This is a genomic window from Chryseobacterium sp. DZ-32 (assembly GCF_059587025.1).
Genome location: NZ_JCAIOM010000023.1, coordinates 12,922 through 25,578, shown reverse-complemented (window position 1 = coordinate 25,578; position 12,657 = coordinate 12,922). Strand labels below are relative to the sequence as shown.

At 37.8% G+C, this 12,657-nt stretch carries 8 protein-coding genes; 2 read left to right on the top strand and 6 right to left on the bottom strand.

The genetic code is table 11. The features are described 5' to 3' along the window. Window positions 1–19: 19 nt before the first annotated feature. The 3 genes from AC59HC_RS20440 to AC59HC_RS20430 form a co-directional block, all read right to left on the bottom strand. Window positions 20–1,513: a BspA family leucine-rich repeat surface protein gene (locus AC59HC_RS20440; RefSeq protein ID WP_496559250.1), complete on the bottom strand. Its 1,494-nt coding sequence runs from the start codon at window positions 1,511–1,513 to the stop codon at window positions 20–22. A gap of 287 nt (window positions 1,514–1,800) precedes the next feature. Then, window positions 1,801–4,185 (bottom strand): TonB-dependent receptor, encoded by a 2,385-nt coding sequence (locus AC59HC_RS20435; RefSeq protein ID WP_496559249.1) that lies wholly within the window; start codon window positions 4,183–4,185, stop codon window positions 1,801–1,803. Between the two features lie 182 nt (window positions 4,186–4,367). Then, complete coding sequence (locus AC59HC_RS20430; protein WP_002979306.1) at window positions 4,368–4,652, bottom strand: bacteriocin-like protein; 285 nt, start codon at window positions 4,650–4,652, stop codon at window positions 4,368–4,370. Between the two features lie 438 nt (window positions 4,653–5,090). On the opposite strand from AC59HC_RS20430, the gene AC59HC_RS20425 reads away from it, so the two are divergent. Beyond that, the gene (locus AC59HC_RS20425) at window positions 5,091–5,879 is read left to right on the top strand and encodes an XRE family transcriptional regulator (protein ID WP_202840564.1); all 789 of its coding nucleotides are present in this window, start codon (window positions 5,091–5,093) and stop codon (window positions 5,877–5,879) included. A 70-nt stretch (window positions 5,880–5,949) separates the two neighbouring features. Here AC59HC_RS20425 and xth read toward each other — a convergent pair whose 3' ends face one another. Continuing rightward, the gene (gene xth / locus AC59HC_RS20420) at window positions 5,950–6,729 is read right to left on the bottom strand and encodes an exodeoxyribonuclease III (RefSeq protein WP_343641660.1); all 780 of its coding nucleotides are present in this window, start codon (window positions 6,727–6,729) and stop codon (window positions 5,950–5,952) included. Between the two features lie 189 nt (window positions 6,730–6,918). Between xth and AC59HC_RS20415 the strand changes: the two genes are divergently transcribed. Beyond that, window positions 6,919–8,154: a YaiO family outer membrane beta-barrel protein gene (locus AC59HC_RS20415; RefSeq protein ID WP_411413137.1), complete on the top strand. Its 1,236-nt coding sequence runs from the start codon at window positions 6,919–6,921 to the stop codon at window positions 8,152–8,154. On the opposite strand, the gene AC59HC_RS20410 is transcribed toward AC59HC_RS20415, so the two are convergent. Together AC59HC_RS20410 and AC59HC_RS20405 are read right to left on the bottom strand one after the other, a co-directional pair. Beyond that, a complete protein-coding gene (locus tag AC59HC_RS20410) occupies window positions 8,151–11,588 on the bottom strand; it encodes a sulfatase-like hydrolase/transferase (RefSeq protein ID WP_482400235.1) in 3,438 nt (1,145 codons plus the stop codon). The genes AC59HC_RS20415 and AC59HC_RS20410 overlap by 4 nt on opposite strands. Beyond that, a complete protein-coding gene (locus tag AC59HC_RS20405; RefSeq protein ID WP_343641654.1) occupies window positions 11,582–12,649 on the bottom strand; it encodes a HEAT repeat domain-containing protein in 1,068 nt (355 codons plus the stop codon). The genes AC59HC_RS20410 and AC59HC_RS20405 overlap by 7 nt, the downstream gene beginning before the upstream one ends. Window positions 12,650–12,657: the final 8 nt, after the last annotated feature.

Genomic DNA, 12,657 nt, shown 5'->3' with positions numbered 1-12,657 from the left:
TAACCTTTCGGCTGTTCTACTATTGCTTGGTGATTTTATGGAAAAAAGTATCACCTTTAAAGATATAGTCTCCTGAAGGATATTCAGTCAGATCGACGGTGTTTTTCCCTTTTCTGAACAATATATTTTTAATGAGGTTACCGTTATTATCATATAAATAAACATTTTCATCTACTGAGGATTCCACGTTGATCACTCCTGTCGTTGGATTAGGATAAGCGGAAGTTTTTGTTTTTGGAGAAGCTTCTCTTGTTGACAGAAAACAACCTGAAATATAGGAATCTCCTATAATATTAAACCCTTTGCTGATCAGCTGGGCTCTGGCCAGCATCGCTTGCGGTGTAGAATAAACCAATCCTGTTGCATCTATAGTTCCGGACGTTATTGTTGAGCTCGCCCAGGTAGGATTATTATTCAGAGCGATGAGAAAATTGCTGTAATTCGTACATGATAAGCCTGCATTTTTTAATCCGAAATAGATTGTATTCCAGCTGAAGTTTTGAAGCTTGATATTCCACGAAGAAATATCCTGGTCAAAATGTGAAGCACCAGCAAACATATTAAATCCGGCGAAATAATCAGCCTTACTTACATCCCAGTTTCCGATGGGCTGATTGAACGATACTGCATTTTCAAACATATGCTCAAAATCTGTCACTTTACCTGTATTCCAGTTATCAAGGGGCTGATTAAATGCTTCCGCATTATAGAATGTATAGCGGAAGTTAGTCGCATTTTCTGTATTCCATGAATTTAATGGCTGGTTGAAAGCGGTGGCATCTGCAAACATGGAGGAAAAATCAGTTCCGGATATCGTATTCCAGGCAGAAATATCCTGATTGAAAGAAGATGCAGAAGAAAACATGCTGCTGAAATTGGTTACTTTTGCCGTATCCCAGTTTCCGATATTCTGATTAAACAGCGTCGCTCCGCTGAACATACCGCTCATGTCCGTAATACGGAATGGATTCCAGTAAGAAAATGAAGTATGGCCTGTCAAAGATGAACAGTTAAGGAACATTTGTGATAAACTGGTTATCTGTGTCAAATCAGGAGTATCTGCAGCCGTTACGTTAAGATTGGGACAGTTGGCGAATGCTCTGTCGAATTGCTGAAGCCATGTCGTATTTCCCCACTGGCTAAGTTCTATAAGTTCCTGATTTCCACCCGGAGGTATGATTTCGGTATTGGCCCTGAATCCGTAAAATGATCCGTTACCGCTGGATACTTTTAATTCGTAAGTGGCCTGCAGAGGATCTGGATGGAATGATGGCCCAAAATATATAAGTAAAGGCTCACTACTGATGGAGTTTACATAATCAAACATCCCGTTATGCTCAGGATATCCTACTTCGTGCCAGTAAATGGTGTAATCGGTTCCTGTGCCGCCGAATCTTATTGAATGATCAATGACGCCGTTTGCATTGGGTTTCCAGATGGTAGTAAATTCATTCTGCGCATAGGAAATGCAAAATAAAAGGAGAAAAATGATTATTAGTTGTTTTTTACACATAATTTAAAAAAGTTGTTTTAAGGTTAAAATTGGTTTGGGTAAGACAATTAATTTCCCGGGATTCTTTATCTTATCTCTGATACAAAGGTACTGGCGCACAGCGACAAAACTCGTCGTATTAAAAGTCTTTCCCTCTTTTTTTTCTTTTTTTTTGATTAATTTTTGTATAAAAAACAGCGTAAAAACTACCAGAAATAGTCTGTATCCTAAAAAAGGTGGTTTTACATGGATAACCTAAAAAAAATCTGCAGCTATTAAGTAATAATAACTGCAGAAAACAGATTGATTTATATGGTGATTTTCACACCGGCGGAAATAGTAATTCCGGGAAGCGGGCTGAGAAATTTTAACTGAGAGTTCTGAAGTCTTGCCTCGGTGTTCAGCAGATTATTTCCTATAATATAATACTCCAGATCACCTATGCCTAAACTGTTATCCTTATAGGCCAAACGTACATTTAGCAATGAAAATGCCGGCATAGGAAGCTCAGGATTGATATTCTTTCCTAAATATTTTTGTTTTAAATAATGGTCTAAACTTACATTCATACTAAAGTTCTGTACATTTCCTTCCAGATTGAATCCGAAACGGCTGGTAGGCATGTTGGGCATATAATCGCCATCACTCCATTTTCTTATGGAGCTGTCGGCAACGCTTATATTTCGTACCAGATCATAATATCCGCCTATCTCCCACTTTCCTGCTTTTCCGAGATCTGCTTTATAAGCAGCTTCCGCTTCAATTCCATTGATTTCCGTATCATCGGAGCGCCATTCTTTTACCAGAAAAACTTCTCTGGAAATTCCGGTGTGGGCAAGATAAATATAGTTTTTATAAGAAGTATGATACCAGCTGGCAGATACCCGCAGGTTCTTCAGATTCACTCCGGTCCCGATTTCAACGGTATTGGCTGTTTCCTTATCCAGTGTATCATCACCATTTTCTTCTGTCAGGATCGCAAAATGATTGTTTCCTGAATAAAGCTCATTCACCTCCGGTGCTCTTTCCGAGTGATTGTATTGTACTTTCAGATACCCTTTTTTAAAGAGAGTCCATTGAGCGGAACTATGGAACTGATGAAGAGTGAAATCTCTGTCACTGAGTTTTCCTCCGGAAAGTCCGCGGCTTCTGACATACTTGTTATCTGCTTCTGCCCTGCGTTGTACATGATCGTTTCTGTACCCAAGATCCAGTTGAAGAAAATTAAAATCAAGGTGCTGCATGGTAAAGATTCCAATTTCACGGCTTATATTATTGGGTAAGTATCTCTGGCCTCCGGTGCCTTCCATATCTCTGTATTGTATTTCAAGCCCCGTAGTTCCGGTAAGAAATTGTAATTTCTGCTGGTTGATTTCCAGGCGTCCATTGTGTTGATTCACAGTAAACTGGTTGGCACGGTACCGATCCAGAAGTTCAGCATTTTTTGAAAATACCCCCATATAATTCAGTTTGATGCTTGAAATCGGAGAATGGGTAAACTTGTAACCGGATTCAAATATGGCTTTATGAGATAGGCTTCTGATGTTGATGGGACTATATTCTATTTTGGGTTGTGGTTTTCCATGGCTATGTTTGGGGATTTTAGGGATTGCATATCCCGGAACCCCAAAATAGGAGTAAGAATTCTGATACGCGCCTCCTGCATACAATGATTTTCCGATATAACTGGTGCCTACATAAAATGAATTGCTTTCCGAATGACTGTTGGGGATCTCACCATCTTTTGTTTCCACATAATCTTTGATTCCGTTTACTTCACTTTTATATCGGTCTTTCACGGCATCCTGACCAGGAACATACAAATCGTTTTTCGGGTTGGGATAATATTTACCGTCAGCAGGATTGTAATACGTGGAACTGAATGTATACAGATCATCTTCCGAAAGCTCATACTCTATCATATGATCTTTGGCAAACTGGCTGATATAAGGAAAAAGGCTCTTGTTCAGGACACGTCTGGAATCTACATTGATCTGGCAAAGTGACTGTAAAATACTGTTGAAACCTACAAGCTCGGGATCATAACATCTGCCGTCTTTTGATTTTCCCGGAATTCTGACTATTTCCTGCTTCTGATTGGATGCTCCAACCGTCCAGACCCAGTTTTTAGCAATAATTCCTCTGGCTGAAAAAGCCTGTTTCTGACCTCTATTACTGCCTCCTTCAAGGAGGCCTTTGAAATTTATCTTTTTTTCCGGAAGCTGTCTGGCAATATAATCTGTTTCAATATCTACAGCTCCTCCAATAGCTTTTCCACCATACAAAACCGATGCAGAATTTTTGTAAACAGTGATATTCTGAACACTGTTCATTTCGATATCCGTATTAAAATCCGGGCTTAATCCCGAAAGGTCATTCACTGCCATTCCGTTTTCCAGTATTTTTACCCGGTTTCCGCTTAAGCTTCTGATAACGGGAGCTCCGGAATTCGGTCCATATCCCGAATTTTGAATTCCTGGAATTTTACTCAATGTTTCTCCCAGTGTATTGGATTGAATGAAATCCAGTTTTTTTCTTGAAATATTGGCAGCGTTATAATTTGTTTTTCCCTGTACCTGAATGGACTCTATGTCTTTTACCGTTCTTTTTTCGGGGATAATTTTCTGCGCTTTCAGAAGTGATGACGAACAAATAAGTGAGCTGCCTGCCAAAAAATAAAAGGTCCTTTTCATATGCATATACTTTAATGATTCGGCAAAGCTAGAAAATTAAATTTATTAATGCAACATTGTTGCTTTATTGCGGTTTATCAAAAGCCATTTAATAAATCTAAGTCACTGAAAAGGAATGATATGGATAAGAAAAAAACCGCCCTGAAAAGGGCGGTCTGTTTTTTACATGTAATGCTTTCTGACTAGCAAGTTGATCCGCACTCAAGTAATTTGATGTGGATTACACCATTAACAACACATTGTGTCTGGCATAAAGCGTTAGTTACAACAGTGCTTACACCGCCAACTACTCCACCTACTGTAGATCCTACGCCTGTAACTACGCCACCAACGATAGTACCTACACCGCCTACTACTCCACCAACTACTCCTCCTAGTCCACCTAGAAGTCCGCCGATTGGATCTAGTAATCCGTTACCTGAAATAGCTTTTAATTCGTTTCTGTCCAATTTTTTTAAGTTTTTCATAACTATAATTTTATATGATTATTACATCACGAATATATGAATAATAATAATGAAATTGCAAATTATTTTAAATAAATTAATTATATGTTTATATTATTTAATATTTCATTAATATAAATACAAATAATTGATAATATTATTTTCACTTATATGTGATTGATTTTCTAAAAGTTAAAAAGCATAACTCAATTTGTGGAATTTAGAGTTATTATTTTTGCATTAAATGTTAATTATTGATATTTATTTTTCAATGTGACTAAAACAGTTTCCAATGGTGCTGTAACAGGTAAAATGGATGACCTGAAATACCTGGATTTCCTAGTTTTAGATAAAAAATAAAAAAACATCAATGAAATTTGTATTCTTATCGGGTAAAACCCACTTGGGTTGATTGATAAAGGAATCAAATTTTGTATTTTTGCTGACATACTTATATCAATGTCAGTTTTTTCAAATAATATACGCTTTTTAAGAGCCAGGAGAAAGCTCTCCCAGCAAAATGTAGCCGATGAACTCATGATTTCAAGAGTCCGGTATTCAAAATATGAAAACGGAATTTCGGAGCCTCCTATCGAACTGCTTGTAAAAATTTCAAAATATTTCCATGTGAGTATTGACCTTATGCTTTCAGTAGATATTGAGAAGCATCCGATAGATGAAATGTTAAAGCTTCCGGATAACAGAATCGTTCTTCCGGTTGCAGTGGATACTCATGGAAATGATACCATAGAAATTATTCCTCAGAAGGCATCAATGGGATATCTGGAAGGTTATAGCGATATAGAATACATCGAAAGTCTTCAGCGTATTGCTCTTCCTTTTCTTACCAATGGTAAATACAGGGCTTTTCCTGCGGATGGTGATTCTATGCCTCCTTTCAGAAGCGGATCTTATATTGTAGGAAAATATGTAGAAGGAATCAATGAACTGAAACAGGGTAAAACCTATGTTTTTGTTACTTTAAATGACGGAATTACCTACAAACGTTTTAAAGAAAGAAAGGAAAATGCAATTTGTGTAAGTGCTGATAATTCATTTTATGAGCCTTATGATATCCCTTTTGAAGAAGTAGTGGAAATCTGGCAATATGCTTCAGGAATTTTCCCGGAAGATTTCGAGCCGGGTGATTATGAGAGCTACAACTTTAAAGAGATGTTCCGTGAATTGAGACAGGATATCAGGGATCTTGACAAAAAGGTTTCAGGCCGCCGCCGCAAACAATCTTAATAGTTAAAATAGATATCATATAAAGACTCCTGGTTTATTCCGGGAGTTTTTTATATATGAACTTCAGTTATCAGGGATGATCCGAAAGTTCAATCCAAACCGGAGCGTGATCGCTGCTTTTTTCCCAACCCCGTACATGTGTGTCTACTCCACCGGAAGTCAGTCTGGGCTGTAGATAAGGACTTAATAAAATATGATCAAGCCTCATTCCTGCATTGCGGTCGTAGGCTTTGTATAAATAATCCCAGAATGTATAGATTTTCTCATCAGGATAAAGACTTCGCAGAGAATCCAGCCAGCCTTTTTTCTGGAGTTCTTTAAATGCTTTTCTTACTTCTGTTCTGTATAAGGCATCATTTTCCCAGCGCTCAGGTTTATAAACATCAACAGGTTCCGGAATAATATTGAAATCGCCGATAAGGATGGCGGGAAGTTCCATTTTGATAAGCTGGTTGGTTCGTCTCTTAAAACGTTTCAGCCAGGACAATTTATAATCAAATTTAGGTCCCGGATAAGGATTTCCATTGGGAAGATACAGGCAGCAGATGACCATTTGATCTATAATCGCTTCTATATATCGGCTTTGAACATCTTCTGCGTTACCTGGCAAAGATCTTTGTACTTCAGTTATTTCTTTATTTTTGGCCAATATGGCTACTCCGTTCCAGCTTTTCTGCCCTTTCCATATCGCCTGATATCCTGCTTTATTGATTTCCTGTATAGGGAAACGTTCCTGTGGGGTCTTTAGCTCCTGAAGGCAGACGATGTCTGGTGAAGCTTCCTTCAGCCACTTCAGTAAAACAGGAAGCCGGCCATTGATTCCGTTAACATTATAGGTTGCTATTTTCATGAGGAAGGTTTTTAGAAAATCAATTATTTTCAATTACGACAATAATTATTCCATCATAAATATCTGTTATTTGATATTTTGTGGAAGAATAATCTTAAAAAGATAAGTTTTGGTGAATAATCTCTGGGTAGAGAGATAAAAGTTCAATATATTTGTGTTAAAGATGTAGCTCATTAATAATAAACTTCGATGAAAAGATATCCGACCTTTTTATTAGCATTACTTTTTCCCATTACCATGTATAGCCAGCAGAATCTTACTGCTGATGAACTGTTTGTTAAAGCCCGCACCACCGCTTTTGAACAGAAAGATTATACTACATCTATTGCCCTGGCAAAAGAGGCGTTGGCAAAAGCTCCCAATTATACCGATATTTCTGTTTTTTTGGGAAGGTTATATACCTGGAATAAAGATATTGAAGCGGCAAGAGCTGTGTTTGAAGATCTCGGAAAAAGAGAGGTTCAGGATGAAGATTATTTTCTGGCGTATGCTTCATTGGAATACTGGAATGATCAGAATACAAAGGCAATTGAAATTATAGATAAAGGACTTTCTTATCATTCAAAATCTGAGGCATTACTGCTGCTAAAGGCAAAAGTATATTTTGGAATGGATAATTATGAAGAAGCTGACAAAGCGGTAACCACTCTATTATCTATTAATCCCAAAAATACAGAAGCGAGGGCTCTTGCAGTAAGAATCAAGGATCTGTCTTCTAAAAATGCTATTGGAATTATTTACAACTATTCCCATTTTGACAAGCAGTTTGATGATGACTGGCATATTGTGGGAGTAAGTTACAAAAGAATTACATCTATTGGTTCTGTAATCCTTCGTGGCAATTATGCCAATAAGTTTGCACAAGGCGGAACACAGATTGAGCTGGAAGCGTATCCAAGACTTTCCAAAATGTTCTATTTATATGTTGGCGGAGGATATTCTGATGATGTAGGTCTGTTTCCGAAATACCGTACCGGAGTTTCCCTGAATGCCAATCTTCCTCATAGTTTTGAGGCAGAGCTGGGTTACCGTCAGCTTCATTTCAGCAACAATATCTGGATGTATACTGCGGCTGTAGGAAAATATTATAAAAATTTCTGGTTCAACCTTCGTACTTATATTACACCTGACAATAAAAATATTTCACATTCTTATACCGGAACGGTGAGATATTACACAAAAGGCGCTCAGGATTATGTTGCCTTTCAGATCGGAACCGGGATAAGCCCGGAAGAATACCGAAATAACCTTCTGGAAAATGAAACCTTTAAGCTTAAAACCTTTAAAATAGGTGCTGAGTATAATTTCTCTTACCGTTCTGTCAATCTTTTTTCTTTAGGAACCATGTATTATAACCAGGAATTCCGTCCTGGTGAGAGAGGAAATCAGTTTGACATTACTTTAGGTTACACCCGGAAGTTTTAAAACTTTGACCTTGTTTTTTTCTTAAAATTAACCATTACCGAATCCGGCATCAGTTTCTTTGTGGAATAAAACCGGGCATTCATGCTTTTATACTGATTGAACCGGGTATTGATCTTGTTCAGGGATGCTGCATCATTGGAATTATCTTCCTCCATGTTCTTAAGGGTGAAAAGCTGCCCGTCATGGATATAATATTTCTCAGAAACAAAATCGATAAGCTGGTTTTTACTTTGCATCATAGGGATTCCGGCCTTGCTGATTTCAGAATCTGCAGAAAAGCCACGTCCTACCCATGTAACGGTAGAAGGTGTTTTGATTTGATAATTATTTCTGTAGTACGCCAGAATCGAAGGCGCAATATCAAAATGACTTACCGTTTTATAGAATCGCTTTGATTCTTTTAATAACGGAGAATAGATTAATAATGGCACATGGAATCTGTCAATTTTAGACTGTAATGTAATTTCAGGCATACTGTGATCTCCTGTAATGATGAAAATGGTGTTTTTGAAGTCCGGTCGTTTGCTGTAATTTTCAAAGAAATCTTTCATTGCATCATCTGCATTCAATACCGAAATGAGCTGATTTTTGTGGGCAGATGCCCATTTTTTCTGTTCAGGAGTTAAAATTCCTGAATTAAGCCTTTGATTGTACAGCTTTTCATAATAATCCTTATTGTTGATTAAAAAAGGATTATGGGTTGAAAGCGTAAGTATCATATTGAAATACGGTTGATTCTGTGGTTTCTGCTGCTGTTGCATTTTACTTAAAACAGCCTGATCTTCATATCCCCAGCTCTCCCCGTTGTTGGCAGGAAGTTTACGGTAAGGACTGCTGAAGGAAGCCTGGTCAATAATATGATCTACTCCGCTGTATTCCAGAAACTCACGGTAGCGGTCAAATGATGCATGACCTCCGTAATAAAATCCTGTTTCAAAACCGTTTGCTTTAAGGATATTATAAAGATTGAAATTCTCCGGTGTTTTTTCTATTTCAAGAAAGCCGTTCTTTCCGAAAGGAAGAGATCCTGTTAATGACGGTAATGCTCCGAATGTTCTTCCTGCTGAGCTTAAACTGTTTTCCCAATACAATCCTTTATGGGACAGTGAATCAAGATAAGGAGTGAAGTTTCCGATATATCCTTTTGGGGAAGTATACGCATGTCCGAAACCTTCCATCACAAGAAAAACAAGATTGGGAACTTTCTCAGATCGATTAAAGTAAGAACCTAAAAAATCCGGTGTGTTTTCTTTTCTCCAGAACGGATAGTTTTTATCAATCATTTCTGCATTGGCAGTAAAATCTTCATTATCACTCAGCAATTCAGTGAGTTCCGGATGGTCGCTGATAAAATTGTCTTTATTGGATTTAAAAAAATAAGCCCATTTACTTTTTGCTGCATTTTGATTAAACTCACTTTCGGAACTCAAAATCTTTGCTCCCACTACATTGGAAGGAATAAAAAATGCTGTTAACCCGAAAATCAATAGTATTATTCCCGGATAGATTGATTTTAAAGCTCCTTTTCCTGCAATCCACAAAGGAATCAAGGATCCCACGATTAAAATTCCCAGCAATGCAAAGTTTTTGAAGTTCAGCATTCCGCTTGCCTGCAAAATCTGCTTCATCTCTTCTTTGCTGTAGTATAAAAGGTCGGCACCCAAAACATTTCGGGTTTCAGAAAAATACAGGAACAAAATATATTGAGTAACTGCTACAATAACCAGGGTGATTATTCCCAGAATTTTTGCCCATCCTTCTTTAACAAAATTAATAATCAGATATATAATTCCGACACAGAATGTCAGTTGAAGCGCAAATAAAATGTTTTCTAAGAAAAGATGACCAATAATGGCTGATGTTTCAAATTTTGGAAAAGTATATTTGTACCACAGTGATTCTGCGGTTATTCCTAATAAAAATAAGGCAAAGAAAGCCAATGCCAGCATTCCCCATTTTTTAAGTCCTGCCTGAAGAATGGCATATATCCTTTCTTTCAGCGGTAAATGCTGTGTGCTTTGGTTGAAGCCCTGTCTTGTCATTTCGCCCCAGCCATGGGATTTTTTGAAATAATCTATAAATCCGTTAACGCCTGCTTTTACGACAATAGGATGAAAATAAAAAGGTTCGGAAAAAGCGGTAAAAATTAGTCTAAGGAAGTCTTTCCTTTTGGTATAAACCTGATGGCTGACAAGATCCACCAATATCGCATAGATGGAATAGAGGAATCCCATTGAGATGACGAGGGCAAACAAGATCAGAAAGAAGGGCCAGTTGATAATCCCAAGCAATAAAAAGATGATAAAGATAATATACCCTGAAAATTCGATGAGCGGCCCCAGAAATTCAAAGAAGAACCAGTAAGGAAGACTGATCATTCCTAATTTTTTATATTTCGGATTGAACATGAGTTTTCTGTGTTTCCACAGAGTTTCCATGGTTCCGCGCATCCATCGGTTTCGTTGTTTTCTGAGAATATCTTTAGATTCCGGAACTTCTGTCCAGCATAGCGGATCCGGAATGGTAAGTACTTCGTAAGGCTCGTTTTTTTCCTCCATGTACTTTCTCATTCTTACCACCAGCTCCATGTCTTCTCCCACTGTGTTTTTATCATAGCCGCCGCAGGCCAGTACAATTTTCCGGTCAAAGACTCCAAAAGCCCCGGAGATCAGGATCAGTCCTGATGCTCTGGACCATGCCATACGTCCCAGTACAAAAGCCCGGATATATTCCAATGCCTGTGTTCTTCCCAAAAGAGATTTGGGCATATTGACACTTACTACTTTTCCGTTTTCAATGACACAGTTGTTGGCCAGACGAATCACTCCACCGCAGGCAATAAACTTTTTATCAGTCTGCTCCAGCATTGGTTTTGCGAGTTTTAAAATCGAATCCTGCTCGAGAATACAGTCAACATCAATACAGACCAGATAGTCTCCGGAAGAAATATTGACTCCAACATTTAAGGCATCGGCTTTTCCTCCGTTTTCTTTATCAACAACAATCAGTTTTTTGAAGGCCGGATTTTTACTTTTATAAACTCCTCTTACCGCATTGGTTTCAATTTTTCCCTGAATAAAATAAGCTACAGACTCAAGTTCGTAAGCCTCAATCAGCTTTTGCATGGAATCATCTTTACTTCCGTCATTTACAATGATAATTTCCAGATTATGATAGTAAAGGGATAACAGTGAACGTACATTTTCTACAATGGTCATTCCTTCATTATATGCCGGAGCTATAACGCTGAATACCGGAGCATTGGGATTGGCCGCAATAATGCTGTAGTCTGTAAATGTATTTTCTTTTTTATAACGTAATACAGCGCCAAGCGCATAAATTCCTATCCAGCCATAGATAAGGGCTACTGCTGTTCCGTAAATCAGAAACAGCCAGATAACAACTTCATAGATGATGTGTGAGAATTCTAACATGCTTTTTCCTGTAATGCGTATTTAATAATTTGAATTAATTCTTCAGGAGAGGTTTCCTTTTGGGATATCTCTTTCAGTAATTCCTGTTTCTCCAATGCACATAAAGCTTCTGCTGCATATACTTTTATCCCTGAATCTGGATTTTCCAATAACTGATCTTTCAGAAAATCCGTACTGTATTGGTCTTTTGACTTTTTCATGACTTTGAGAATCTCTTTCTGTACTTCAGCTGGCTGATGGGGATAGATTTCCATAAGATCAGCGATTGTTGAAGAATTTTCCAGCGATAATAAAGTTTGCACCGCCTGAATCCGTACATCAGCAGATGGATGATTCAACAAATCAGTCACTGTTGGATAAAGTGATAATATCTGAAATTTTCTTAAGAGTTTAAGGGTAAAAATAACTACGGATTCATTAGAGCTTTCCATCCAGCTTTTAATGCTGTCTCGGGAATTCTCCGGAATATGTGTTACGGAAATAAGCAGACGAAGCTGCTGCCATTCTGATATTTTGGAGGAAATGCTGTTCAGGAAATGAAGACCTTCGAATCCTTTAAAGTTAACCATTGCATATTGCGCCTCCTGATACACCTGAGCTGAAGGATGGGTTAAAAATGTAGAAATTTTTGGCAACGCTTCCTGTACGTGCATGGCGGTAAGTTCCTGTATTCCTCCTGCAATAATATGTTCCTTCTTTTGATTGAGTTTTTTCAATGCTTCTTCCTGAAGGCCATATTCATGAAATAAATCTTTAAGTTTATTCTGTGCTGCTCCGGAAAATTTTTTCTCGGATTCTGCCAGTTTCTGAAGAAACAGATTTCTGAATGAAGCACTACCAGATGCTGTTGAAAAATTAGTGTCTGCAGCCAATTCTTCTTCACCATATACAATCACTTCTGAGATCTTTTTATTGATCACCTCAGACCATCTTAAAACCCGGATAGATTCTCTGTACTGATAAAAGCTGTAGATCAGTACAACGATGATCAGTAAAAGTACTAAAGATAGCATTCCCAGGAAAACAAGAAAAAGAAAATGCACAGAAGTGGTGAGAAACATGGCTGTAG

Coding starts and splice junctions, on each gene's coding strand:
- AC59HC_RS20440 (WP_496559250.1), bottom strand. CDS start 1,513: ATGTGTAAAAAACAACTAATAATCATTTTTCTCCTTTTATTTTGCATT.
- AC59HC_RS20435 (WP_496559249.1), bottom strand. CDS start 4,185: ATGAAAAGGACCTTTTATTTTTTGGCAGGCAGCTCACTTATTTGTTCG.
- AC59HC_RS20430 (WP_002979306.1), bottom strand. CDS start 4,652: ATGAAAAACTTAAAAAAATTGGACAGAAACGAATTAAAAGCTATTTCA.
- AC59HC_RS20425 (WP_202840564.1), top strand. CDS start 5,091: ATGTCAGTTTTTTCAAATAATATACGCTTTTTAAGAGCCAGGAGAAAG.
- xth (WP_343641660.1), bottom strand. CDS start 6,729: ATGAAAATAGCAACCTATAATGTTAACGGAATCAATGGCCGGCTTCCT.
- AC59HC_RS20415 (WP_411413137.1), top strand. CDS start 6,919: ATGAAAAGATATCCGACCTTTTTATTAGCATTACTTTTTCCCATTACC.
- AC59HC_RS20410 (WP_482400235.1), bottom strand. CDS start 11,588: ATGTTAGAATTCTCACACATCATCTATGAAGTTGTTATCTGGCTGTTT.
- AC59HC_RS20405 (WP_343641654.1), bottom strand. CDS start 12,649: ATGTTTCTCACCACTTCTGTGCATTTTCTTTTTCTTGTTTTCCTGGGA.